This window comes from Microbacterium sp. (assembly GCF_031178445.1).
In the GTDB taxonomy this organism is placed as follows: Bacteria; Actinomycetota; Actinomycetes; order Actinomycetales; family Microbacteriaceae; genus Microbacterium.
Genome location: NZ_JAPSIY010000004.1, coordinates 1 through 23,771, shown reverse-complemented (window position 1 = coordinate 23,771; position 23,771 = coordinate 1). Strand labels below are relative to the sequence as shown.

The 23,771-nt window shown below is 67.9% G+C and carries 20 protein-coding genes; 14 read left to right on the top strand and 6 right to left on the bottom strand.

Going from position 1 to position 23,771, the window contains the following annotated elements:
• Nucleotides 1–48: 48 nt before the first annotated feature.
• Both RIN43_RS06830 and RIN43_RS06825 read right to left on the bottom strand, forming a co-directional pair.
• Nucleotides 49–573 carry a putative glycolipid-binding domain-containing protein gene (locus RIN43_RS06830; RefSeq protein WP_309128150.1) on the bottom strand — a complete coding sequence of 175 codons (525 nt, stop codon included), beginning with the start codon at nucleotides 571–573 and terminating at the stop codon, nucleotides 49–51.
• 26 nt (nucleotides 574–599) lie between these two features.
• Nucleotides 600–899 carry a hypothetical protein gene (locus RIN43_RS06825; protein ID WP_309128149.1) on the bottom strand — a complete coding sequence of 100 codons (300 nt, stop codon included), beginning with the start codon at nucleotides 897–899 and terminating at the stop codon, nucleotides 600–602.
• Between the two features lie 234 nt (nucleotides 900–1,133).
• Here RIN43_RS06825 and RIN43_RS06820 point away from each other — a divergent pair, with 234 nt between their 5' ends.
• On the top strand, nucleotides 1,134–2,024 hold the full coding sequence (locus RIN43_RS06820) for a nucleotidyltransferase domain-containing protein (protein ID WP_309128148.1): 891 nt from the start codon (nucleotides 1,134–1,136) through the stop codon (nucleotides 2,022–2,024).
• A gap of 376 nt (nucleotides 2,025–2,400) precedes the next feature.
• Nucleotides 2,401–3,795, top strand: a complete 1,395-nt coding sequence (locus RIN43_RS06815; RefSeq protein ID WP_309128147.1) for a DUF222 domain-containing protein — start codon at nucleotides 2,401–2,403, stop codon at nucleotides 3,793–3,795.
• A 326-nt stretch (nucleotides 3,796–4,121) separates the two neighbouring features.
• On the opposite strand, the gene RIN43_RS06810 is transcribed toward RIN43_RS06815, so the two are convergent.
• Entirely contained in the window at nucleotides 4,122–5,084 is a 963-nt protein-coding gene (locus RIN43_RS06810; RefSeq protein ID WP_309128146.1) for a DMT family transporter, read from the bottom strand.
• A 39-nt stretch (nucleotides 5,085–5,123) separates the two neighbouring features.
• Between RIN43_RS06810 and RIN43_RS06805 the strand changes: the two genes are divergently transcribed.
• The 8 genes from RIN43_RS06805 (at nucleotide 5,124) to RIN43_RS06770 (ending at nucleotide 13,484) form a co-directional block, all read left to right on the top strand.
• Entirely contained in the window at nucleotides 5,124–5,660 is a 537-nt protein-coding gene (locus RIN43_RS06805) for a CGNR zinc finger domain-containing protein (RefSeq protein ID WP_309128145.1), read from the top strand.
• Nucleotides 5,661–5,866: 206 nt separating this feature from the next.
• Nucleotides 5,867–7,138 carry an ABC transporter substrate-binding protein gene (locus RIN43_RS06800; protein ID WP_309128144.1) on the top strand — a complete coding sequence of 424 codons (1,272 nt, stop codon included), beginning with the start codon at nucleotides 5,867–5,869 and terminating at the stop codon, nucleotides 7,136–7,138.
• A 63-nt stretch (nucleotides 7,139–7,201) separates the two neighbouring features.
• Nucleotides 7,202–8,161, top strand: a complete 960-nt coding sequence (locus tag RIN43_RS06795) for a sugar ABC transporter permease (RefSeq protein ID WP_309128143.1) — start codon at nucleotides 7,202–7,204, stop codon at nucleotides 8,159–8,161.
• Nucleotides 8,161–9,057 (top strand): carbohydrate ABC transporter permease, encoded by an 897-nt coding sequence (locus RIN43_RS06790; RefSeq protein WP_309128142.1) that lies wholly within the window; start codon nucleotides 8,161–8,163, stop codon nucleotides 9,055–9,057. Before RIN43_RS06795 ends, RIN43_RS06790 begins: the two co-directional genes overlap by 1 nt.
• Nucleotides 9,058–9,059: 2 nt before the next feature.
• Nucleotides 9,060–10,967 (top strand): hypothetical protein, encoded by a 1,908-nt coding sequence (locus tag RIN43_RS06785; RefSeq protein WP_309128141.1) that lies wholly within the window; start codon nucleotides 9,060–9,062, stop codon nucleotides 10,965–10,967.
• Nucleotides 10,964–11,770 carry a ribonuclease activity regulator RraA gene (locus RIN43_RS06780; protein WP_309128140.1) on the top strand — a complete coding sequence of 269 codons (807 nt, stop codon included), beginning with the start codon at nucleotides 10,964–10,966 and terminating at the stop codon, nucleotides 11,768–11,770. Before RIN43_RS06785 ends, RIN43_RS06780 begins: the two co-directional genes overlap by 4 nt.
• The gene (locus RIN43_RS06775) at nucleotides 11,740–12,684 is read left to right on the top strand and encodes an aldo/keto reductase (RefSeq protein WP_309128139.1); all 945 of its coding nucleotides are present in this window, start codon (nucleotides 11,740–11,742) and stop codon (nucleotides 12,682–12,684) included. Before RIN43_RS06780 ends, RIN43_RS06775 begins: the two co-directional genes overlap by 31 nt.
• 2 nt (nucleotides 12,685–12,686) lie before the next feature.
• Complete coding sequence (locus RIN43_RS06770) at nucleotides 12,687–13,484, top strand: amidohydrolase family protein (RefSeq protein WP_309128138.1); 798 nt, start codon at nucleotides 12,687–12,689, stop codon at nucleotides 13,482–13,484.
• 7 nt (nucleotides 13,485–13,491) lie between these two features.
• On the opposite strand, the gene RIN43_RS06765 is transcribed toward RIN43_RS06770, so the two are convergent.
• The 3 genes from RIN43_RS06765 to RIN43_RS06755 are packed head-to-tail and all read right to left on the bottom strand — an operon-like array spanning nucleotide 13,492 to nucleotide 18,824.
• Nucleotides 13,492–14,145 carry a GntR family transcriptional regulator gene (locus tag RIN43_RS06765; protein WP_309128137.1) on the bottom strand — a complete coding sequence of 218 codons (654 nt, stop codon included), beginning with the start codon at nucleotides 14,143–14,145 and terminating at the stop codon, nucleotides 13,492–13,494.
• 18 nt (nucleotides 14,146–14,163) lie between these two features.
• A complete protein-coding gene (locus RIN43_RS06760) occupies nucleotides 14,164–14,766 on the bottom strand; it encodes an SGNH/GDSL hydrolase family protein (protein ID WP_309128136.1) in 603 nt (200 codons plus the stop codon).
• Nucleotides 14,757–18,824, bottom strand: a complete 4,068-nt coding sequence (locus RIN43_RS06755; protein WP_309128135.1) for an Ig-like domain-containing protein — start codon at nucleotides 18,822–18,824, stop codon at nucleotides 14,757–14,759. Before RIN43_RS06755 ends, RIN43_RS06760 begins: the two co-directional genes overlap by 10 nt.
• A gap of 346 nt (nucleotides 18,825–19,170) precedes the next feature.
• Here RIN43_RS06755 and RIN43_RS06750 point away from each other — a divergent pair, with 346 nt between their 5' ends.
• The 4 genes from RIN43_RS06750 to RIN43_RS06735 are packed head-to-tail and all read left to right on the top strand — an operon-like array spanning nucleotide 19,171 to nucleotide 23,698.
• Nucleotides 19,171–20,025 carry a sugar ABC transporter permease gene (locus RIN43_RS06750; protein WP_309128134.1) on the top strand — a complete coding sequence of 285 codons (855 nt, stop codon included), beginning with the start codon at nucleotides 19,171–19,173 and terminating at the stop codon, nucleotides 20,023–20,025.
• Nucleotides 20,022–20,930: a carbohydrate ABC transporter permease gene (locus RIN43_RS06745; RefSeq protein ID WP_309128133.1), complete on the top strand. Its 909-nt coding sequence runs from the start codon at nucleotides 20,022–20,024 to the stop codon at nucleotides 20,928–20,930. Before RIN43_RS06750 ends, RIN43_RS06745 begins: the two co-directional genes overlap by 4 nt.
• Nucleotides 20,931–20,964: 34 nt before the next feature.
• A complete protein-coding gene (locus RIN43_RS06740) occupies nucleotides 20,965–22,290 on the top strand; it encodes an extracellular solute-binding protein (RefSeq protein WP_309128132.1) in 1,326 nt (441 codons plus the stop codon).
• 10 nt (nucleotides 22,291–22,300) lie between these two features.
• A complete protein-coding gene (locus tag RIN43_RS06735; RefSeq protein ID WP_309128131.1) occupies nucleotides 22,301–23,698 on the top strand; it encodes a BNR-4 repeat-containing protein in 1,398 nt (465 codons plus the stop codon).
• The last annotated feature ends 73 nt before the right edge of the window (nucleotides 23,699–23,771 follow it).

Below are 23,771 nucleotides of genomic sequence, written 5' to 3'. Positions count from 1 at the left end.
CATCCGGGGCTTCGTCGTCGCCCTGGCACCTGCCGGGCTGACCGACCGCTACTGGGCGGCCCGCGCGAACAGCCCCGGGTAATCGATGACGAGACCCTCGTCGTCGACGGTCAGGGTGCGGCGGAAGTCGGAGTCGCGTGATTCGTACAGGTACTCGTTCGCGCTGAGACGGGTGTACCGCTGCGGATCGGCCATGACGTCGAGCCCCGGCACGCGAATGTACGCGGTGGTGATGTCGGCGCTCTCGCCGACGGCGAGGCGCAGCCTTCTGATCGGAAGGGTGTTGCTCAGCGGGGACGCCGAGATGTCGACCTCATGCGCCTCGCGCAGATCGTCGCGCGACAGGCCCGCGACCTTCCATCCGTCCGCGGTCCGGCGCACATCGAGCACCCTCTCCCCCACGCGAACCGCGATGTCGGTGAAGATCCAGTCATGCGTGGCGCGCAGGGTGTACGAGCACAGGATGCCGCCGTCCCGGATGGCGCTCCGCACGTGCACGCCGCCTTCGTCGACGTGGATCTCACACGTCTCCTGAGTGCGGCTTTCGATGCCGTTCCAGACGATCGAGGTCATGCCGGCTCCTTCGTCCCGCCGCTCCGCTAACCGCCGTCGTGACGTGAGCGATCGCGGTTGTGGATGGTGATCGCGACGAGCGCGGTGACCGGCCCGGCGACGACGATGATGAGTGGCCAGAACCAGGATTCGGTGCTCAGCAGCACCGCGCCGAGCACCAGCAGCCCGGCCCCGGCTGCCCTCAACGCGATCGAACCCGGCGGCACGATGGCCGCGTTTCGGCGGAACGGGACACGGACCGCCGAGTTCGCGCGCAAGGTCATGCCGAGCGACACATGGAACAGAATCGCCCCGACCGTGGCCGCGAGCACACCGAGCGCGAACATGATCCGACGCTACCGACCGCAACGGGACACGGGAAGGATCGCGTCCGATCTCACGCCATGAGACGAGCACACCGTGACGACGCGAGTCGGAGGATGCGATGAGCACTTTGCTCTGCATGGCGATGCCTGTCGGGAAAATGCGCCTCGACTGCGCCTCGGCTCCTGTGCCGGAACGTCGGAAAGGCCGATCCGGCGAATTCGGTTCCGACAGGAGGTGCGGCCGACCCAACCGGCGTGCAGAGCGTGATCCGCGCCGCGATCGTCGTCTGCCGAAAACGGTCGTTTCCGACGGAGCAGAAATCCTGCAACGGCTACTCTTCGACTGTGAACGAAGACCGCCTACGAGCACTCGCGGACGACTTGTGTGACGTCCGCGGCGTGGAAGCGGTAGCACTGGGCGGGAGTCGAGCCCGCGGGAGGCACCGACCGGATTCGGACTTCGACGTCGGCATCTACTACGAGACTGACCTGGATCTGGTCGCGCTCGAAAGTCTTGCTGCCCGATGGGCAGGAGCGCCGGTTCCGATCGCCGCACCTGGAGCCTGGGGTCCTTGGGTCAACGGCGGCGCATGGCTCAACATCGACGGAGTCCCCGTCGATTGGATATTTCGTGATTTGCACCGTGTTCGACGACAGTGCAACAGGGCAAGCAGAGGGGAATTCAGTTTCCACAGCCAGACGGGCCACCCGCTGGGTTTCCTCGATGTCGCTTATGCAGGCGAGGTCGCCACAGGTATCCCGCTGCGAGACGACAACTCGATGCTCGCCGCACTGGCGGAACGCGTGTCGCCGTACCCCGAAGCGCTGCGAGCCGCATTGATCGGCAACTTGTGGCAAGTTGACTTCATTCTCGACGGAGCCCAGAAGGGCGCCAGCGCTGGAGACACGGCGTACGTGGCGCTGTGTCTGACCACAGCGGCAATGCTCCTAGCGCACGGATGGCATGCTCTAGCCGGTGAGTGGGTCATCAACGAGAAGGGCATCGTGCCGGGTGTAGCAAGGCTGGCGGTCGATTCTCACGGCTTCAGCGATGAGGTCGCATCAATCCTCGCCAAGACTGGTTCGACTCCAGCAGAGCTCCGCGGCTCTGTTGACAAGATGCGATCAGCACCGCGCCCCAGCTAGCTGCGCTCCCCGCTGACGACGATCAACGGCACACCTGTGGCTCAGCACGTACTCGCAACGCGTTCGCGGCGGCGCCGAGTTCGGTGTAACCCCGGTCGCGTCCCAGCGTGTTCATCAGAATGAGCGTTTACGGCGCGGAGATGGCTCCGACTCCGCGCCTGGTCGAGCACTCGTCACAGGTTTCCGACACCTTCGCGAGACGCTCCGACAGCCTCTCGTGGGACGCCGACCCTTGTCGCGAGATCGGACGACATTCGGCGCCGAATGGACCGCGCACTGGGCAGGTTCGTGGTCGTTACCAGTTCGTGATGTCGCACCTATTTTTCGCCCCCGGATCTGGGGTTTGAATGTCGGTGGCTGCTGGTGTACTGGTCGTATGACGGCGCTGATGGATGTCTCTGCGGAGCAGGTGACCACGCTCGATGAGCTGGTCGACCTGGTGCAGAGCATCGAGCGCACGATCGGCAGTCTCCAGGCGGCACGGGATGGGGCTTTGGCGCTCGCGGCGCGGTGGGCGCTGTCGGTGGCCGAACAGGGCGATGGTGTCGAGGCGTCGGATCTGACGGTGCGGGCGGTGGCGGCGGAGCTGGGGGCGGCGTTGCGGGTCAGTGACCGGACGGTGCAGCGGCGGATGGCGGATGCGGAAACGAAGGTGAACGGGTTCCCCGCGGTGTGGCAGGCGCAGGGTGCCGGACGGATCACTGCCGGACACGCGCGGGTCATCATCGACGCCGGTGAGCACCTCGACGACCCGGATGCGCGGGAGGCGTACACCGCGCGAGTGTTGGAGTTCGCAGGCGATGAGTCGCCGAACAGGTTGCGGCCGATCGCTGCCCGCCTCGCCGAGCAGTACACCGCGCGTTCGCTGCAGCAGCGGCACGAGGATGCCCGCGAGAAGCGTGCGGTGTGGGTGAAGGATGCGCCAGACGGGATGGCCGAACTCGGCCTCCTCGGCCCGGCCGCCCTCGTGCACGGCGTGTTCGACCGGCTCACCTCCATGGCCAAAACACTCGATGCTGATGCTGATGCTGATGCTGATGCCGATGCGGCTGCGGATGCCGATCCCGCGGCGGCTTCGCACGAGCGCGATATTCCCGCGGATCCTCGCACGCTGTCGCAGAAGCGCGCCGACCTCGCCCTCGACCTCCTGCTCACGGGCACCCCGGCCGGTCACGACACCCCCGACGCGCCGCTCGCCGCGATCGTCCCCCACGTCAGCATCACTATCCCCGTCACGACCCTGATAGGCGCCGAGGGCGTGCACAACCCGCCGGCGGAGCTGGCCGGTCGTACCCCGGTCGACATCGAAACTGCGCGGCAGCTGGCCGGAGCGGCGTCCGGATGGGATCGCCTGCTCACTCACCCGATCAGCGGGGCGGTGCTCACGGTCGATCGGTACCGGCCCTCTTCGCAGATGCGACGTCGGCTGCAGGCGCGGGATCAGCGATGCCGGTTCGTCTGCTGCGGGATGCCCGCCCGTGACAGCGACCTCGACCACACGATCGACGCAGCCCTCGGCGGGAAGACCGATGAGGCCAACCTCGCCGGCCTGTGCCGCAGGCATCACATGATGAAGCACCATTCCCCGTGGCATGTGACCCAGCTCGGCGGCGGGCTTCTCGAATGGATCAGCCCGACCGGTCGCGCCTACATCGACCGACCACCACCCCAGAACACCGTCACCTTCACCGACGCCGACCCACCTCGTCGCGCGGGTCGCCCGGATGACCCGTGGGCGACCGCACCACTCGAGCTTCCCACCCCGTTCTGACCGGCCGACACGCCCTGCACCCCAGGCGACGTCTGAACGGCGCGATCGCCATGGGTGACCTGCCTCACCTCGAGTCGGGCGCGCCCGCACGCACGACGGCGACCGCGCTCGCGACGGAAACCCCCGACGGCGACGGCAATGGCAACCCCGACGGCGACGGTGACTGGCCTCTCCGGCGGTCGGGCGCGCTCGGACGCGTAACGACAACCCGGACGGCGACGATAACGGTGACGACAACCCCGACGGCGACGACAACCCCGACCGCGGACCGCGGACCGCGGTCAACCATCAGCGTTCGCCCGCGGCCACCGACCGCGGCGAGTCGCTCAGACGGTCACGGGCAGCGGATTCGGCTCCGCTACCGGTTCCCCCAGCTTCACCAGCACCACACCCGCGAGCACCAGCACGCCGCCGACGGCCTGCAGCAGACCGGGCAGCTGGCCCAACAGCAGCCAGCCGAACAGCATCGCCGCGATGACCTCGGCGAGCGCCACGAACGACGCGAGCCGAGAGCCCAGCATGCGCGTCGACGCGATGCCGAGGCTGTACGCCAGGGCGGTCGCCAGCACACCCATGGCCAGCACCGGCACGAACCACGGCAGCGTGCCGAAGCGGAACACCACGTCGTCGGTGTTCCACGCGACGGGCAGGATGCCGACCAGCCCGGCGACCGTGAGCCCCACCGCTCCGAGCATCAGCCCGAGCCCGGCGAGCGCGATCGGCGGCAGCCCTGTGTCTGCGCGAGCCGACAGCACGAAGTACGTCGCCGCGCCGACCATCGCCGCGAGCGCCCACACGATTCCGGCCGCATCCACCCGCGCCCCCGTCAGGATGTCGAGCATGAGCACAAGCCCGATGAAGGCGATCGCCGCCCCCAGGATGCTGCGCCCCGTCGGTCTCTCACCCCGCCGAGCCCACAGCCACAGCACCACCGCGACCGGCGCGGTGTACTCGATGAGAAGGGCGATGCCCACATCCATCACGGCGACCGCCTGGAAGTAGAACAGCTGCGTCGCGGTGACGGCGAGCAGCCCGTATGCGATCACCATGCCCGCATTGCGGCGCACGGCGCCCCAACGACCGCGAAGCGCGATCACCGTGGGCACCAGCAGCACCAGCGCGGCCACCCAGATCCGGGCGGTCACCGCCGCCCCCGGCGTCCAGCCGGCATCGATCAGTCCACGGGCCCAGCCGCCCGACATCCCGAACGAGAAGGCCGCCCCCAGAGCGACGAGCAGACCAACGCCCGCGCCCGCCTTCACCGCGGTGTCATTCGCCAAGGACCTCATGGGAAATGACGCTATTGCGCGTCGCGGTAAGATGTCAAGATGATCTTCACCAGTGACACCGAGGATGCGCTCCGCTCCGCGGTCGCGCTGGTGAACTCGGCCGAGAAGCCCGACACCCTCACCACGCGAGACGACCTCGTCGCCTTCCTCGCCGCCAACCCGTACTCGGGTCGCATCGATCGCGACGACGCCGAGCTTCGCGAGCTCCGCACCCTGCGCCCTTCACTGCGGGCAATGCTCCTCGCACCCCGCGACAAGATGGCGGAGCACGTGAATCGCGCACTGAACGACGTGCACCTCTCTCCGCGCCTCACCAGGCACGACGGCCTCGACTGGCATCTGCACGCCGTGAGCGACGACCACCCGCTCGCCGAGCGCATCCTCGTCGAGACCGCGATGGCGCTCATCGACGTGATCCGCATGGACGAGGGCAGCCGCATCGGGGTCTGCGCCGACGCGGACTGTGAAGCCGTCGCCCTCGATCTGTCGCGCAATCGCTCCAAGCGCTACTGCTCGACCACCTGCGCGAACCGCAACGCCGTCGCCGCCTACCGCGCGCGCCGCGCGAAGAACTGACGCCGCCGCCCGGCCTGCGAAGCCGCGCACCGGAGCAGGCGGTACACGGGCTCGACCGCGCGTACCTCCGGATGATCGGTCGGCCGGCGACCCCGCGACGCAGGGCCCGAACCACACGGAAGGAAACCGTTTCCATTCTTCACAAACGATTATCGATTAGTGTAATGTTCCTCGTGTCCCTCCAACGCATCAGGAAAGGATCAACGATGATCAAGGGCCGTGCAATCACCGCACTCGGCGTCGCCGCGACCGCCGCTCTCGCTCTCGCAGGCTGCAGCTCCCCTTCGGCCAGCGGCTCGGGCGACGCGGACGGCGAGAGGATCTCGCTCCGCATGCTCGTCAACGTCACCCCCAACCTCACCGAGGAGTTCTGGAACGAGCTCGTCGCGCCTTTCGAAGAGGCCAACGACGGCATCGATGTGGTCATTCAGAACCCGGGCGCGGAGGGGGTCCACGCCGCGATCCCCCGCCTGCTCGCCGCCGGCGACGCACCGGACATCGTCCAGTCCTTCGCTCCGACTCCCGAGATCGCGCCGGAACTCGTGGACCTTTCCGAGTACGAATGGGCGACTTCCGGCCCGCTCGCCGACCAGTACACCATCGATGGCAAGTACTACATGGCAGGCATCGGCGTGCAGCTGCAGAGCCTGTTCTTCTACAACAAGACCGCATTCGCCGAGGCCGGGATCGCTGAGACGCCGACGACCGTCGACGAGCTCACCGAAGCCCTCGGCAAGCTCAAGGACGCCGGATGGACGCCGGTGCAGACCGGGGGCGACTGGATGACCAGTCACACGCTGCAGACGCTCGGCCTGCCCTCGATCATCGCCGAGCACCCCGACTGGTTCCAGGAGCTGAACGCGGGGGAGCTCACGTTCAGCGACACCTACGGCGACGCGGTCGAGACCTACGCCGAGTGGGTCGAGGAGGGGTACATCCCCAAGGAGGCCCTCGGCATCAAGTACCCGGATGCCGAGCAGGCGTTCCTCTCGGGCAAGGCTGCGGTCTACTCGATGGGCAGCTGGTTCGCCGGCACGCAGGCGAAGGCCGCCGACTCGGCCGACATCGGCGTGTTCCGCGCCCCGGCCTTCGACGCCGACACGCAGCCGTCGATGGGCGCCAACATCGCCAGCCCCTACTCGATCATGAAGTCGAGCGAGCATCAGGATGCCGCCGCGCAGCTGATCGAATATCTCGTCACCGATCAGGATGCCGTCAGCACCCAGCTCGCCGTCGACGGGAACTTCCGCGATGGCTACGAGTACGAGATGACGCCGCTCGGCAAGGAGCTGCTCGCGATTGTCGCCGACACTCCCGCGGAGTCGTACACGCCGACCGGCCACGGCTACGGCGAGCGCCGCCTCCCGTCCGAGTACTCGGGCGAGATCAACACGCAGACGCAGGCGCTGATCGGCGGCACCCCCGCGCAGGAAGTGCTCGACGCCATGGACGCGTGGTTCCTCGCGAACGCGAACTGATCACGAACTCCGGGCGCGGGACTCACCCGCGCCCGGAGCCCCTCAGGACAGAGGATCTCGAAGATGAGTCAGACGATGACCGCCCCGCCGATCGCCGCGCCGCCACCCGCCGCGACACCGCCGCCTCGCCGCGAGAGGTCGGCGGCATCGCGCATCCGCATCGGCTTGCCCGGGTTCCTGATGGCGGCGCCCGCCGTGATCGTGTTCCTGCTCATGTTCGTGATACCGATGATCCTCGCCGGGGTGCTGAGCTTCACGAACTGGACCGGCTACAGCCTCAACTTCGACTTCGTCGGCTGGGAGAACTACGCGAAGGCCTTCCGCAACCCGCGTTCGGCATCCGCTGCCGTCTTCACCGGCATCATCGCGCTGGTCGGCACCGTGCTCTGCAACGTGGTCGGCCTGGCCCTCGCCGCTCTCATCTCCGGCCCCGGACGCGCGAACACGATCCTGCGCACGATCTTCTTCTACCCGTACGTGATCAGCGCGCTCATCATCGGCTTCATCTGGTCGGCGATGCTCGCGCCGAGTGGCGCCGTGAACGGCATCCTCGCCTCAGTCGGCCTGCCCGCCATGCCCTTCCTCACCGACCCGAACTTCGCGAAGGCGAGCATCATCTTCACGATCGTGTGGTCGCACTTCGGCTTCAACATGATCCTCTTCCTCGCCGGCATCAAGTCGGTGCCATCCGAGTACTACGAGGCCGCCACCGTCGACGGCGCCTCCCGCTGGCAGCAGTTCCGCTCGATCACCGTGCCGCTGATCGCCCCGGTGTTCACCGTGAACATCGTGCTCACCCTCGTCGGCCTGCTCAAGGTGTACGACGTGGTCCTCTCCCTCACCGACGGCGGCCCCGCCGGGTCGACGCAGACGATCGTCTACCAGATCCTCAAGGATTCTTTCGCGGACTCGGCGTTGGGCTTCGGCGCGGCACAGTCGATCGTGCTGCTCATCGTCACCGCTGTGATCGGACTCGGTGTGACGCTCCTGCGTCGCCGCGCAGAGCAGAAGGCGACTGACTGATGACCCACACACCCACCCTCCCGGCACGCACGCGCACCCTGACGAAGCAGACCCGCACCCGCCCCGCCGTCCTCACGAGCACGGCGCGGTGGATCGTGCTCGCAGTCGTCGCGATCACCATGCTGATCCCGATGTACACGATGGTCATCAACGCGTTCAAACCGCAGGCCGAGATCATCGAGAACCCCCTGCTGATCACCCCGCAGAGCTTCACCCTCGAGTTCCTCTGGGCCGCGATCACCAGCAGCCGTTTCAACGTCATCGCCGCCTACGGCGTCACCCTGCTGTTCGTCGTGCTGGTGAACATCTGCTGCATAGCACTGTCCGCTCCCGTCGCCTATGTCATCGCCCGCGGGCGCTCGAAATGGCACCTGGGGCTGCTGCTGCTCTTCGTCTCGGGACTGTTCATCCCCGGTCAGGTGACGCTGATCCCCGTGGTGTTCGTCCTTCGCCTTCTCGGGCTGATCAACACCATCCCCGGCTTCATCCTGTTCGAGACTGCGGCGACGCTGCCCGTGACGATCTTCCTGTTCACCGCCTACCTCCGGTCGGTGCCGCGCGACATCGACGAGGCCGCGGCCCTCGACGGAGCCGGCCGCATCCGCGCCTTCTGGGCGTGCATCTTCCCCATCATGAAGCCGGTCGTCGCCACCGCCGTGGTGCTCAACTCGATCGGCGTGTGGAACGACTTCGTCAGCCCGCAGATCATCCTCGGCCCGAGCTCCGGCATCTACACGGTCACGACCGGCGTCTACGCCGCGGTCGGCCAGTTCTCCACCGATTACACGCAGGTGTTCCCGACACTGCTGCTGGCCGTGCTGCCGGCGATGATCTTCTTCATCGTGATGCAGCGCCACATCATCGGCGGACTCGTGGCCGGGGCGACGAAGGGATGACGATGACAGACGCGCCGCTCTGCTCGCCGCTGCGCAGCATCCCCGCCTGGGCTGTGCTGCAGCGCCGGCTGTTCGACGAGATCGAGGAGGCCCGAAGGGTGTTCCGGGACCGGTACACCCTTCAAGACGGCAGACTGCGCGGCGTCGCCGAGTTCATCGATCGCGACGGCGTCGACGACCTGTACGAGCCGTTCTTCAACTGGCCCGCGTTCTATCTGCTGGGCGGCGACGACCAGGCGCTCTCCGACGCGAAGCGGCACTGGGAGGGCGTGACCGCCCAGCTCGCCGAAGCCGGCATGCTCACAGACGAGTACGAGAACGGCTACGACTGGTTCCACCAGGGCGAGTCGCTGCTGATGTTCGCCGGTATCTGCGCCGCCGACCCGACAGATGCCGCATTCGCAGAGCGGGCCCGTCGGTTCGCGGCGCTGTACACCGACCCCGTGCACGGCAACTACGACGCCGAGCGGAACATCATCCGCTCCCCGCACAACGGAGCGCTGGGCGCCCGCGTCGGCTTGGACGACACCGTCTCCCCATACGCGGCCGACCGCGAGGAGATGCGCCCGTACGGGCTCCCGATACAGGGCCTGGACGGCATCCGCGACTGGAGCGACCTGGCCGAGCCCGGCAACGCGTTGCGCATGGCTGAGGAGATGCAGCGTCGCGCCGCGGGCGACGTCGCCGTCAATCTCGCGTCGACGTCCCTGGCCGTCAACGCGTGGCTGTACGACGGCGACGAGCACGCCGCCGCCTGGGTGCGCCGCTACGTCGACGGCTGGATGCAGCGCGCGGCGGGCGGGATCATGCCCGACAGCGTAGGACCCGACGGCATCCCCGGTTCTCTGCAGGGCGGACGCTGGTGGGGCGGGCACTACGGCTGGGCCTGGCCGCACGGGCTGCACTCGGTGGGCATGAGCGCCCTGATCGGCGCTCTCAACCACGCACTCGTGACCGACGACGACATCGCCCTCGACCTGGTACGCACCATGCTCGACGCCGTGCTCGACGAAGCCAGGCCGGGTTCGGTCGCGGATTCGACGTACAGTCTGCGCGGCGGGTGGATGGCGCGCCTCGGCGACGCGGCCGGCGAGGACGGGATGCTCGTGCCCTATCGGCACGGCACCGAGGGCTGGTTCGATTTCGGCCCACTGCAGCTCGACCTGCCGCTGTGGCTGTGGTGGTGGTCGCGCTCGCAGGCCGACCGGGCACGGCTCGAGAAGGCGATCGCCGGGCTGCCGGCATCCGCCGACCCGGTGGCACCGTTCCGCGACAAGGAGGAGGCCGGCCACGAGGCGGGCTGGTACTCGTATCTGGCGGGCCGACTGCCCGACTACCCCGAACGGGCGCTGCAGATGGCGCTGGGCCAGGTGGCCAGGCGCACCGCGATGATGCTCGGCGACCACGACGATCCGGATGCCGCTCACCTGCACTTCTGGCAGCGCGTGAACCCCGTGGTCACCGAGGTGCTGACGCAGCTGGTCGGCGGCGCGCCGCAGGTGCTCTACAACGGTGGGCTCGGTCACACGGCGCTGCGCTATGAGGACGTCGACCGCAACCGGCCCGGCCTGCCGCAGGACGTCGCCGCCCTCGTGCATCGCCTCGATGACGACGGAATCGGCGTGACGCTCGTGAACACCTCGGTCGTGCACACACGAGCCGTCCGCCTGCGGGGCGGTCGTTTCGGGCTGGACCGCATCGTCTCGGCGACCGCTCACGTGGAGGACTCCAGCGGCTACCCCGGAGCATCCGGCAGCTATGCAGCCCCCCGCGGCGCGGTATCGGCCATCGACGTCTCCTGCGACGACGACCTGGTCATCGTGCTGCCGCCGGCGCACTGCGCCGATCTCGACCTTTCCATCGCGCGCGCGACAGGCTCGCCGCGCCACGCAACCGGAGGAGCCGCATGAGCGCCGACCTGATCAGACCCGATTTCGCACTACCGGTGCGAGGGTCGTCGTACACGCGACCGGCGCGAGAGCTCGTCGACTCGCTGTCAGCCGTCTCCTCGGCCACCGCCTGCGCGAAGCTGCACCAGTTCGGCATCCGCCGCAGCTATGTCGACGGGCCCGAGCCGCTCACCACCGGTCAGCGGGTCGTCGGTCCTGCGATCACCCTGCAGTTCATGCCCATGCGCGAGGACATGGCGCTCCCGCAGCGCGAGGACGGCGCCGCGGGAGTCGAGCAGGAGTACGCCGAGCGGCACACCGCGCTGTGGCACGTGCTCGAGGCCGTCAAGCCCGGCGATGTGCTTGTGATCCAGGCGTACGGCAGCCGGTTCTCGGGCTGCGTCGGCGACATCCTGGCCCGGTACTTCGCCCGCAGGGGCGGTGCCGGCATCATCGTGGACGGCCGCATCCGCGACGCAGGCCGCATCCGCGATCTGGGCCTGCCGGTGTGGTCGACGGGCACCACACCGCACTACGCGTCACAGTCCGAGCTGGTGCCATGGGCGTACGACGTGCCGGTCGCGGTGGGCGGCGCGCTGTGCATGCCTGGCGACCTGGTCGTCGCCGACGACGACGGCCCCGTGATCGTGCCACAGGCGATGGCCTCGCAGGTGGTGGAGTCGGCGCGCGATCATGAGGAGTGGGAAGTGTTCAGTCGAATGCGACTCGACGAGGGCGCACGGCTGAGCGACTACTACCCGCTGACCCCCGACAGCCGCGAGGAGTACGAGGCATGGCTCTCCGCCCAGAGCTCCGTCCGCTGACCCCCGTCGCCGGGCTGCGCGTGGGCGTGGGCCTCGGCTGCGCGCCGATCGGCAACCTTTTCTCTCCCGTCGCCGACTCCGATGCGGTGGAGACGGTGGAGGCTGCGCTCGAGAACGGCGTGCGCTACTTCGACACCGCCCCGCTGTACGGTTCCGGCGAGAGCGAGCGCAAGCTCGGCCTCGCTCTGCGCGGCATCCCGCGCGATGAGGTCGCGATCGCCACGAAGGTGGGTCGCCGCCTGGTCGATGGCGACGGGCGTGCGGTCGCGGGAGCGGCGAGCGGAGCATCGTCGGTCGCCGACCTCAGCCGGGACGGCGTATGGCGCAGCCTCGACGGAAGTCTTGCCAGACTCGGCACCGACCGAATCGACGTGCTTCACCTGCACGACCCGCTCGATGTCGATGCCGGACTCTCCGGTGCGATGACCGCCATGGTCGAACTGCGCGATCAGGGCGTCGTCAGGGCGCTGGGCGTCGGCCTCGGCCGGCTCGCCCCTCTCGAGCGGTTCACCGCGGAGGCGCCCCTCGACGTGATCATGGAAGCCGGGCGCCTCACGCTGCTCGACCGGACGGCGGAGGAGCGGCTGATGGCCCTCGCCGCCTCACGCGGTATCGACGTGATCGCCGCAGGTGTGTTCAACTCCGGCATCCTCGCCGATCCCGACGGCGCCCCCTACTTCGAGTACGCACCGGCGGATGCCGAGCTGCTCGACCGCGCACGACGGCTCCAGGAGCTGTGCACCCGGCATGGGGTCGCGCTTGCCGACGCCGCCGTGGTGTTCCCGCTCCGCCGCGGCGCGGATGCCGTCGTGATCGGCGCGCGGACACCGGCCGAGGTCGACTTGTTCGCAGCCGGCTTGGATGCCGAGATCCCCGAGGCGCTCTGGGCGGCGCTGGAGTACGAGGGGATCTGAGCGTGCGCATCGTCGATGCCCACGTGCACCTGTGGGACGTCGAGGCGTTCTCCGTGCCCTGGTTCCGTGACGAGCTGCAGCTGCCCCGGGTCGCCAGCGCGCGAATGCTGCGCGCCGCTGCCGCAGACGCAGACGCGGTGGTCGCCGTTCAGGTCGCCGACACGGCACGGGAGGCGCGCTGGCTGCTCGACGTGGCGCGGCAGGAGCCGCTCATCGCCGCGACCGTGCTGCAGTACGAGCCCGGCGCCCCGCATCCGCTCGGCGCGACGGTCGACGGGAGCACGGAGCGCTTCGCCGCGATGCGCGCCGCCGTGCCGCAGTTCGCCCCTGACCTCTCCGACGTACCGGGGCTCGACGCCCTCGCGAGCGCGCTGAGCGATGACGGGAAGGTGCTCGAGCTGCTCGTCCGCGCGGAGCAGCTCACCGGCGTCGCCGCGTTGGCCGGCCGGCATCCGCGGCTCGCGATCGTGGTGTGTCACCTCGGGCTCGGGCATGCCCTCGCCGATGGCGACTGGAAGACCGGCGTCGAGGCGCTCGCGGCGCAGCCCAATGCTCATGCCAAGGTCTCCGGCCTGCTGGCGCCCGGCCGCGGCGACGGCGAGCTCGCCGAGATCGTCGGAACCGCCTTCGGCACCCTCGGGGCCGAACGGCTGATGTTCGGCAGCGACTGGCCGATGTCGGCTCGCACCCATGCGCACTCGTCGGTGATCGAGACCACGCGTCGTGCGCTGCCCTCGCTCACAACCGCCGAGCAGAGCGCCTTCTGGTCGGGCACCGCCATCCGGCTCTACGGGATCTGACAGGTCGTCAGTCGTCGAGGAGCGTGCCTGCGGCGTGGCTGCGGAACAGCTCGGATGCCGCCTCGGGGTCGCCGCCTTCGAGCACGTCGAGCAGGCCACGATGCCAGTCGGCCACCTCGTGCCAGTCGCCGGTGAAGGCCGGGTCTCCCAGCACGTGCATCGAGCGCAGGCTGGGCTCGAGCAGATCCCACATCTTCGGCAGATACGCGTTCCCGCTGGCCTCGATCACGGCGCGGTGGAAGGCGAAGTCGAGCTCGCGGAACCGCGCCAGGTCGCCATTCTCAGCGGCGTCGTGCATGCGATCGATCAGGTCGACGAGATCCCGCCGACGGTCGGCCTGCAACCCCCCGCATGCGAGACGGCCGGCCAGCGCCTCCAGCTCGACACGGGCCACCTTCGCCTGATCGGCCTCCTCTGCGGAGTAGCTCGCGACGAAGTTGCCCTGATGGCGCACGTGCGAGACCAGCCCTTCGTGCGCCAACCGCTTGAGCGCGTCGCGCACCGGAGCCTGACTGACCTGCAGCTGACGGGCCAGCTGGGACTCGACGAGCTGCTCCCCCGGCGCCAATGTCGAATCCTTGATCATGGCCTTGATCATGGAGTAGATCTGATCCGACAGCAGCCCGCGCTGCAGGCCGGCCGTGCCCAGTACGTCCGTCATGATTCCCATTGTACGTCGTTATCGACTATCGCTAATGAATGACCGGGCAGCCGTTCGCCAGGCGTCGGCGATCAATGCGGACGCCGCAGGGGTGGGATGCACTCCATCCGGCGCGAGCGCGCTCGCACCGACGTGCGACGCGGCACTGCTGAGCACATCGTGCAGCGGCACCAGCGCCGCATCGAACTCACCCGCGAGATCGCGCACCGCCGCTCTCTTCTCATCGAGCTCGGCGATCCAGGAGTCCTGCTCCTCGCGCACAGGGAGCAGGTAGGGCTCCATCAGCACCAGATGAGTCGAGCCCGCCGAGGCGAGCAGCTCGCGCAGCGTCGCCTGGAATCGTGCGGTGGGAGTCGGGTCGTCGCTGTCGAAGAGGCGCCAGACCTCGTTGACGCCCACGTACACGGTGAGGAGATCGGCCCGCACTGGCAGCAGATCCGTCTGCCATCGCGCGGCGAGGTCGGCCGCCCTGTCGCCGGCGATGCCGAGGTTGCACACCTCGGCACCGCCCGCGATGAGCTCAGGGGCCAGCAGCGCCACATAGCCGTCGCCGAACGATGCGGGGTCGGAGCGATCCCGCCCCGCATCCGTGATCGAATCGCCGATGAAGGCTATTCGCATCGCTCCACCTCCGGCTGTTGCTTCTTCGGCTTCGGACGCACGGAGGTCTCGAGCGTCACCGTCGCGCCCTCGAACGTCACGGTCAGGGTCTGATGCGGGCGCACCTTGCTGCTGTCGAACCCGCTCACCATATCCGCCGACACCTGCTGCTGCGTCACGGTGCCGTCACTCCAGCTCACGTCCAGCAGCATGCCGGCGAGATCGAGCTCCTCACCGCGCACATAGCCGGTCTTCGGGTCCGCGTCCTTCGACCAGCAGATGCCGACCACGGTGGCATCCGAGGGCGCGGGACGAACGGTCATCACGTTCGTCTTGGCGTAGTGGTAGAGGTTGAGGAATCCCTCGGCGCCGATGCGCAGGTTCTCCCTCGAGTCCACGACGCTCCAAACCGTCTCGTCGTCCACACGCAGCACCACCCGCGTTCCGCCGTCCTCCGCGATCGCGCCCACTTCGATCACGTGGGTGCTCCCGGGTGCGATCACGTCATTGGGGATGACGTCCAGCATGGTCTGGCCGGGCGTCCAGCTCTGGAACTCGATCACATCCTCCTTGACCACGAACAGGTAGCCGGTGTTCGAGTTCTGCCATGCGGGCAGTCCCGTCTGATCGGAGCGCACCTGGAACCCGTACCAGCCGCCCTCGAACTCGCCGAAGTCGGCCTCGAACCTCACCAGGGTGTCGCCGAATCGCTCGCTCTCATAGCCGTGCACGCCCTGGCCCGAAATGCGCACCCCGTCGCCGTCGACCGAGATGGCGTCGGAGTCGGTCCAGTTCGCCGCATCCTTCAGCTGGGCGTCGAGGCGGACGGACGGGTATTCGGCATCGGCGACGGTCACTGTAACCGATGACGTCAGGGACGGGTCGGCCGTCGACGCGGCGGTGATCGTGGTCGTGCCGGCGCCCACACCGACGATGCGCCCTTCGGTCACCGTCGCGATCGCGGGATCAGCACTCGACCACGTCACGCGTGTGTCACTCGCATCCTCCGGGGCGACCGTGGCCTGCACTGTGCGTCGCTCACCGACCTTCAGATCCACGCTCTCGGCATCGATCTCGACGCCGGTCACCGGCACTGCCGAGAGCGAGAACCCGATGTCGTCGAAGTCCAGCGACGCATAGCCCTCGACGTAGAAGCCGACGCGGCCGGCGGAGCCAGGGCCCGGGTCGGCGGCTTCCAGCGCGACCTGCCCGTTCACCGAGATCCGGATGCGGCCGTCCTGGACGGCGGCACGCACATGAGATGTCTCACCGGCGGGCAGACCGTGTTCGGCCGGCACCACCTTCTCGGCGACGATCTTCCAGGCGTCATCGAAGATCGTCCATGTCGGGCCGGCTTCCGCGTTGCGATAGCGGATGTAGCCGCCACCCTTGCCACTGCGGTTGTAGACGATGAATCCGGAGTTCACGGGCGCGGTCTGCGGCGTGGTGACATCGAAGTCGAGGACGAACGATGTGAAATCGCGCGGCAGCTGGGCGTTGGCGCCCTTCACGATCCGGTACACCCGGTCGCCGGTCGCATCGATCTGGATGCTGCGGTTGGGGTCGGTCGGCCAGCCGTTCGCGCCCGACTCGAAGTCGGTGAAGTGCAGCACACCGTCGCCCTCCTCCACGATCACCTCGACGGTCGCGGTCTTCGTGGCATCCGCCTTCGCCGTGGCGGTGACGGTGGTGGTGCCGGGGCCCGCGCCGAGCACCACGCCCTTGTCGTTCACCGTCGCGACGGCCGAGTCTGCCGTCGAGTAGGTCACGGCGGCGTCATCGGCGTTCCACGGCAGCGGCACGGCTCGCACCCTCACCTCGTCGCCGGCGTCGATCCGGACCTGCGCACGATCGAACGCGATGGCCTCGAGCGGCACATTCTCGGGCTGCTGCGTCTGCCCGATACGCCCTTCGGTGCCGATGAGGTCGAACGCGATGGCCTCGAAGCCTGGAATCTTCTGGAACACCTCGGCATCGGGCTTGAAGCGGAAGTCGCCGTTCGCGGCGTCCACGAACCCGGGATCGGCGGATGCCACCCAGTTGCTCTCGTAGTTGAGCAGGTTCTTGCCGTCCTTGGCCCCTTGGTCGTTGAGGCCCGCGATCGGCGCGCGGTTCGGGTTCCACACGACGTTCTGGGCGAAGGTGCTGTGGTTCGGGAAGTGGTGGTCGTCCTCGAAGAAGTGAGCCAGCTCGGGGTACTTCTCGAGGTACGGCGTGCCGACGAAGTCGTCGTTCTCCTCGAACACCTGCCGCCACGCCGGCATGTAGTCGCTGTCGACGACGTTGCCCTCGTGGTTCCCCATCCACTGCTCGTAGTTGTCGTATGGCACGTGGGAGTCGACGAAGACGTTGTTGCGAGCCTCGATGTAGTCGGCCGACCCGCTCTTGATGGCACTGTTGCCCATGTTCACGAACACGTTCTTCTCGATGTGTAGATCCCACGTGAAGTTGTCCGCGTAGATCCCCTCGACTCCGGCCATGCCGACGCCGATGTCGTGGAAGTAGTTCTCACGGAACACGTGACCGCGCTGCTGCGGGGTCTTGCCCGAGTTCATGTAGATCGCGCCGAGGTCGTGGAACTGCTTGCAGACGTCGTAGACCTCGTTGCGCTCGAACAGATGGTCGTTGCCGTGCACGATGATGCCCGGGTGCGGGGCGTCGTGGATCTCGTTGTCGCGGGCGACGTTGCCGACGCCGTCGAACATCACTCCGGGGTTGTAGGCCTTGTGGTAATACGCGAAATCGGCGATCTCGGAGTTCTCGACCCTGTTCCGGCCCGGCTCGAGCGTGGTCTTGTCGCCGCCCTGCAGCACCACTCCGACGCCGCCGACGTGGGTGAGCCGGCTGTCGGTGACGGCGTGGTCGCGGCCGCCGCGGTTCACCGGGATGCCGTCGTAGGTGTAGCGCCCCGGAGAGTTGATCAGCACGCCTCCGTCGGTGAAGTTGCGGATGGTGCTGTGCGAGATGTTCACCTGCGACCCGCCCAGGATCACGGCCGCGGTCGCCCTGCCGTACTCCATGACGAGGTCGTCGAAGTTCACATGCGAGGTGCCGTCGGTGCGGAGCATGGGTTCGTCGAGCGTCGTCACGGTGACGTCGCCGCGCCCGGAGGTGAAGGCGGCGTTCGGGATCAGGTAGAGCTTTCCGACACCGCGATCGATGTAGTACTCCCCCGGTGCGTCGAGCTCTTCGAGCAGGTTCTGGGCGAAGTGGAAGTCGGGGAACCAGCTCTTCATGATTCCTGACATCTCGCCGTACCGGAGCGTGATCGTCTTGGCTTCGGTGTCGATCGATTCGACCTTGTTGTAGGACCACTCCCAGCTGTAGCCGAAGATCCCGTCGAGCCAGATGTCCTCGGCCTGCGTCCAGTGCTTCGGCCGGTCGTAGCCATAGCTGAAGGTGCCACCGCGCTCCTGCAGGTCCGCGTCCTTTCGGGTCGGGCCGGGATCGAGGATGTCGCCCATCTGAACCGTGGGCTGTGCCGCATCAGCGTTGGGCCAGCGGGCCAGTGTCATGCCCTGACCGTCGATGTAGAGCTCCATCGGAGGGGTCTTGCTGACGTCGTTGGCCATCCAGTAGCCGTGCCTGCTCAGCTCGCCGTAATCGGTCAGGCCGAGCGCCGCGAGGTCGATCTCGAGCACCTCGTCGCGCGCGGGGACGTCGATGATGCGGTCGCGCACGGCGGCGTCCTGCACCTTCGAGAACTCGTCGCGGGGCAGCTCCTGCCCTCCCGTGAGCGTGGCCGTCTCACCCGGGTACGACCGGTAGGTGATGGGCGCCGCCGCGGTACCGGAGTCCTGGGTATCGAGCAGGAAGGACCCGCTTCGGGCGTAGTCCCCCTCGCGCAGGTACACGGTGTACCCGCCCTCGGGCAGGCCTGAATCGGCCTTGAGCTGACGGATGCGGTCGCGCGCCCCCTCGAGTGTGGCCAGGGGTGCATCGACGGAACCGGATGCCTCGTCATCACCCCCCGGCGCGATGTAGAGGGCGGCGCCGTCAGCGGCTTGCGCCGATGGGGCGACGGCGATCGCCGATCCGAACAGTGCCACGAGGGCGAGGGATGACAGTGCACGCTTCATCGCGTCTCCGATGGTCTGAGGGGCTGCGGCGAGCCGCGGCGGCCGTTTGGGCGACCGTTCGACAGCGTAACCAATCGATAATCGCTAATCAAGCATCGATCTTCAACTTTCTCATCGCGATCACGAATCGCTCAATTACTACCATTCGTTCTCAGTTTTTCCCGTTACTTGATCGTGACCGTCTTCGGTTGACGAAAGCGCATGCTTACGTAAACACTGGATGCGCAGCGCAGTGACGCGGTGCGCGACCGTCTCACCCGAAGGCCAAGGACGCCCTCCCATGACAGAACTTCTCAATAGTTCACACAACAGCACAGACAGACGCCCCCGGCGACTGTCAGATGGCATGTTCGCGCTGCTTCTGACCGCCCCGGGCCTCGCCCTGCTCGGCGCAGTTGTGGTCTACCCCCTGATCACGGCGCTCATCACGGCGTTCTACAAGCAGAGCCTCGTCGTTCCAGGGCGCGAGTTCGTCGGCCTCGACAACATCGTCGACGTCCTCACGGGCGATTTCTTCCGGCTGCTCGGTCAGACGCTGGTGTTCACCCTCGGCACGACGATCGCGCCGTTCATCATCGGCTTCGCCCTGGCGCTCGCCCTGAACACGCGCATCCGCGGTGCGAAGGTTCTGCGCGGACTCATGCTCATCCCCTGGCTGATCCCCGGCGTCGTCGTCTCGTTCCTGTGGATGTGGATCTTCAACGCCAACTACGGCGTCGTCAACGCGGTGCTCGAGGCCGTCGGCCTGATCGACGAACCGCAGGCATGGCTCGCGAATCCCACCAGCGCGATGGTCGCGGTGATCGTCGCGAAGACGTGGCAGTCCTTCCCCTGGATGATGGTCATGCTGCTGGCAGGGCTGCAGACCGTGCCGCCTGAGCTGCATGAGGCCGCCGAGATCGACGGGGCGGGCACCGTGCGACGGTTCTTCTCGATCACCGTCCCGCAGACGCAGGGGATCATCGGTCTCGTGCTGCTGCTCGAGTTCATCTGGAACTTCCAGCACTTCGACATCATCTACGTGCTCACCGGGGGCGGTCCCGCCGGGTCCACCCAGACCTTCGCCACCGCGGTGTACTCGACCGCGTTCGACGGCTTCGACCTCGGGCGGGCCGGCGCGCTCGGGCTGCTCTGGATGGTGTTGCTCATGGGACTCGTCGTCGTCTACGTCCGCTTTTCCGAGAAGGGAGAGAAGCGATGACCGCGCTGCTCACCGAGACGCCCGCCGGCCCCACTGCGGCACCGCCGCCCGTCGCCGCACGCCGTCGCCGATCGAGGTCGGATCGCCGCGCCGTCACCGTGAGCGCATGGATCGCGGTCGTCGTATTCGGCGGCTTCGCCCTGCTGCCGGTGTACTGGCTGCTAGCCACCTCGCTCACGTCCCGCACCGAGGTGTTCGCGTACCCGCCGAAGCTCTTCCCCACCGAGATCACCTTCGAGGCGTACACAGCCCTCGCCTCGAACCCCGCCCTGTTCGGCTACCTGCGCAACAGCATCGTGGTCTCGGTCATCACCGCCCTGCTGTCGGTGATCGTCTCGGCGTACATGGGTTACGCGTTCTCGAAGTTCCGCTACCGCGGCCGCCGCAGCCTGATGTACTTCGTGCTCGCCTCGCAGATGTTCCCGCAGGCGCTGCTGCTGATCACCCTCTACGCCGTGTTCTCGGCCTACGGGCTGCTGAACACGTACGCGGCGCTGGTGCTGTCGTTCACCACCTTCACCCTCCCGTTGTGCGTCTGGATGCTGAAGGGGTTCTTCGACACCATTCCCGACGAACTGGTCGAGGCTGCTCTCATGGACGGCGCCTCGCGGATGCGCATCATCCACTCGATCGTCATGCCACTCGCCGCCCCCGGTCTCATCGCGGCCGGACTGTTCGCGTTCGTGCGCGGCTGGAACGACTTCATCTTCGCGCTCACCCTCGCCGGACCCGACAAGCAGACGCTCCCCCCGGGTCTGGTGAACACCTTCATCGGCGAGGCCTCCACCGCGTGGCCGGAACTGATGGCCGCCTCCCTGGTCGTGTCGCTACCCGTCGCGATCGCCTTCATCGCCCTGCAGCGGTACCTCGTCGGCGGCATGACCGCCGGCGCCGTCAAGGGCTGACCCGCATCAACAACCCTCGAAGAAGAGAGAACCCATGTCACAGAACACTCCCACCGTCTCGCGCCGCCAGCTGCTGCAGTTCGCAGGCCTCGGCGCGGCAGGCCTGATGCTCGCCGGGTGCATACCCAGCGGCGGCCAGGCAGGCACCGCCCCGGCCGGCGGCTCGGGCCTGACCGCAGGCGACTTCACCGCGAAGGACTTCTCGTTCGCGAGCTGGTCGCTCACCGAGGAGGCCGCTGCGCCCGCGATCCGCGCGCTGCTCGACGGCTACACGTCCAAGAACGACGTCGCGGTCGCGGAGGTGTCCTTCCCGTACAACGAGTACTTCACGCAGCTCATGCTGCAGGTGCGCGGCGGGCAGTTCTCCGGCGCAGCGCACGTGGACGTCGCGTGGCTGGCATCGCTGGCCGCCCTCGGCAAGCTCGAGGACGTCTCCGCGCTCACCAAGGACCGCGACTACACCGCCGCCTCGCTCGAAGCAGCGCAGTACGACGGCACTCAGTACGGCTTCCCGTGGACGATCGGGGCGATCGGTCTGGTGACCAACTCCGAACTGATCGCCAAGGCCGGCATCGACGAGTTCCCCACCACCATCGACGAGTACGAGACCGCGCTGAAGCAGCTGAAGGGTCTGGGCGGCGGACTCATCCCCTACGCCGCATCGACGAAGGCCGCCCAGCTCAAGGACATCCTCATCTGGATGCAGACCTTCGGCAGCGAGCTGGTCAAGGACGGCGAGGTCACGATCGGCGACGACGCCAGCGTTCAGGCGGTCACCTGGTACAAGTCGTTGTACGACCAGGGGCTGATCGCGGCCGACGTGGACCGGTTCGACGCCCGCTCGCTGTTCGCACAGGGCCGCGCGGCGATCTATGACGACGCCCCCGTCGGCCGCAACGCGGTCATGGGCGAATCCCCCGACCCGAAGCTCGGCGAGAAGCTGGTCGCCGAGTCGCGTCCCGTGCTGAAGAAGGGCGACACGCCCAGGGCGCTCGTGTGGGGTGGCGCGATCGTCGTCGTCAACGGCGACGACGCGGATGCCACGCGCACCGCCGCCGACTTCGGGCAGTGGGCGACCAGCGACCTCGACGCCGTGCTCGCCGACTACGAGGTGCGCGGGCTTCCGCCCGTCACCTCGAAGGCTCAGGCCTCCGATGTTGTCGCCGCCGACGCCTTCGGCGCTCGCTTCGCGGAGAAGATCACGGCGACGGCGAGCTCGAACCCGTTCTGGGCCTACCCGCAGTACGCCCAGATCGAGACCGAGATCGCGGACCGCGTCCAGGCCGTGCTGGTGGGTCAGCAGAGCGCCGAAGAGGCCATGGCCCAGGCCGGCGAAGCCGCGCAGAAGCTGATCGGCTGAGGCTCCGACCATGACCCGTCGAACCCTGCTGCTCACCGTGGCGGTCGCGGCCACCGCGACGGCCATCGCCGCCTCGCCCGCCTCTGCGGGTGTGCACGCCACCACAGTCGAGACCGTGCCTGTCACGGTGGACGGCTCCAACCAATCCGGGTGGTGGAACCCGCTGGCCGTGGTCGGCGATGAGACGTACTTCGCCTACAACGTGCCCGCCGGCATCCCGAACCGCCACCAGGTGCACCTCGCCGTGCGCTCGTCCGACGGCGAATGGACCTCTGGCTGCCTGCGTGACGACCTCGGCGGATGCGTCGACTACTTCAACGACAACGGGCACAATCAGCCGTCGATCGCCGTCGACGGAGACGGCAATATCCACGCGTTCGTCTCCATGCACCACGAGGACTGGAACTACTTCCGCTCCACCGTGCCCGGCGACGTCACCTCGCTCGTCGAGGTGAGCGCCGAGATGCCCGACGGCGGGGGAACCATCTCCTACCCCATCACCTCGGTCGGCCCCGACGGCGATGTCTGGCTGATGGTGCGCACCGGGCCGGACCACCTGGCCCGCCGTGACGGCGTGCTGTACCACTACGACCTCGACGCCGGCACGTGGGCGCGGGAGACGGTCATCGCATCCGCGACCAACTTCTCCGTGTACCCCGACGACCTCATCGTCGACGACGACGGTCTCGTGCACGTGCTGTGGGAATGGCACCGCTGGGCCGCCGGACCGTATCGCCACCTCGGCTCGTACGCCGTGTGGAATCCGGCCACGCAGGCCTTCTCCGATGTCGCGGGCTCGGCCCTGCCGACGCCCGTAAGGCCGGACACCGAGGGCGCCGTCGTGTTCCAGCCGTTCACCGGCGACGAGTCGATGACCAGCACGACACCCGCGTTCCAGACCGCGAAGATGGCGGTGCAGGACGGCGAGCTCGCGGGGATCGTCTATCGCTATTCGACGGCGGGGTCGACGCAGTTCGACCTGAAGTGGGCTCGATGGACGGGCGCAGAGTGGGTCCGCGAGACACTCGCCGGGCCGACTTCACTCGGTGCGGGCGTCGACACCATCGCCGCGATGGACGCCACCGCGCACGGTTCGAAGACACGCGCCTATGGGGTGCTCACGGTGCCCGTCTGCGGCGTCGCGACCAGCCAGGTCGTGATGTTCGAGTCCGCACGGGGCCGCACCGGCTGGGCGGTCGAGGCCATCGGCGAGCCGATGACAGGGCAGCAGCGCATGCGCGCGGCGGTCGGCGGGGACGGAGACGATGTGCTCTACCTCAGCGCCCCCGCCACTGCGGGCGGAGGCACGCTGCGATATGCGGAGGTCCCGCGATCCGGTCAGAAGCGCACCGGCGGCTCGCTGGACACCATCGTCGCGTCGATGCGCTCCGGCGAGTGCGGATCGTGAGCGGAGCCACGCCCCTCACGCCTACCCGCAACTGAAATCAGCGTGGTGGGTGGCGCCGGGCCCGCGGAACCCC

Coding starts and splice junctions, on each gene's coding strand:
- RIN43_RS06830 (WP_309128150.1), bottom strand. CDS start 573: ATGACCTCGATCGTCTGGAACGGCATCGAAAGCCGCACTCAGGAGACG.
- RIN43_RS06825 (WP_309128149.1), bottom strand. CDS start 899: ATGTTCGCGCTCGGTGTGCTCGCGGCCACGGTCGGGGCGATTCTGTTC.
- RIN43_RS06815 (WP_309128147.1), top strand. CDS start 2,401: ATGACGGCGCTGATGGATGTCTCTGCGGAGCAGGTGACCACGCTCGAT.
- RIN43_RS06810 (WP_309128146.1), bottom strand. CDS start 5,084: ATGAGGTCCTTGGCGAATGACACCGCGGTGAAGGCGGGCGCGGGCGTT.
- RIN43_RS06805 (WP_309128145.1), top strand. CDS start 5,124: ATGATCTTCACCAGTGACACCGAGGATGCGCTCCGCTCCGCGGTCGCG.
- RIN43_RS06800 (WP_309128144.1), top strand. CDS start 5,867: ATGATCAAGGGCCGTGCAATCACCGCACTCGGCGTCGCCGCGACCGCC.
- RIN43_RS06795 (WP_309128143.1), top strand. CDS start 7,202: ATGAGTCAGACGATGACCGCCCCGCCGATCGCCGCGCCGCCACCCGCC.
- RIN43_RS06790 (WP_309128142.1), top strand. CDS start 8,161: ATGACCCACACACCCACCCTCCCGGCACGCACGCGCACCCTGACGAAG.
- RIN43_RS06785 (WP_309128141.1), top strand. CDS start 9,060: ATGACAGACGCGCCGCTCTGCTCGCCGCTGCGCAGCATCCCCGCCTGG.
- RIN43_RS06780 (WP_309128140.1), top strand. CDS start 10,964: ATGAGCGCCGACCTGATCAGACCCGATTTCGCACTACCGGTGCGAGGG.
- RIN43_RS06775 (WP_309128139.1), top strand. CDS start 11,740: ATGGCTCTCCGCCCAGAGCTCCGTCCGCTGACCCCCGTCGCCGGGCTG.
- RIN43_RS06765 (WP_309128137.1), bottom strand. CDS start 14,145: ATGACGGACGTACTGGGCACGGCCGGCCTGCAGCGCGGGCTGCTGTCG.
- RIN43_RS06760 (WP_309128136.1), bottom strand. CDS start 14,766: ATGCGAATAGCCTTCATCGGCGATTCGATCACGGATGCGGGGCGGGAT.
- RIN43_RS06755 (WP_309128135.1), bottom strand. CDS start 18,824: ATGAAGCGTGCACTGTCATCCCTCGCCCTCGTGGCACTGTTCGGATCG.
- RIN43_RS06750 (WP_309128134.1), top strand. CDS start 19,171: ATGTTCGCGCTGCTTCTGACCGCCCCGGGCCTCGCCCTGCTCGGCGCA.
- RIN43_RS06745 (WP_309128133.1), top strand. CDS start 20,022: ATGACCGCGCTGCTCACCGAGACGCCCGCCGGCCCCACTGCGGCACCG.
- RIN43_RS06740 (WP_309128132.1), top strand. CDS start 20,965: ATGTCACAGAACACTCCCACCGTCTCGCGCCGCCAGCTGCTGCAGTTC.
- RIN43_RS06735 (WP_309128131.1), top strand. CDS start 22,301: ATGACCCGTCGAACCCTGCTGCTCACCGTGGCGGTCGCGGCCACCGCG.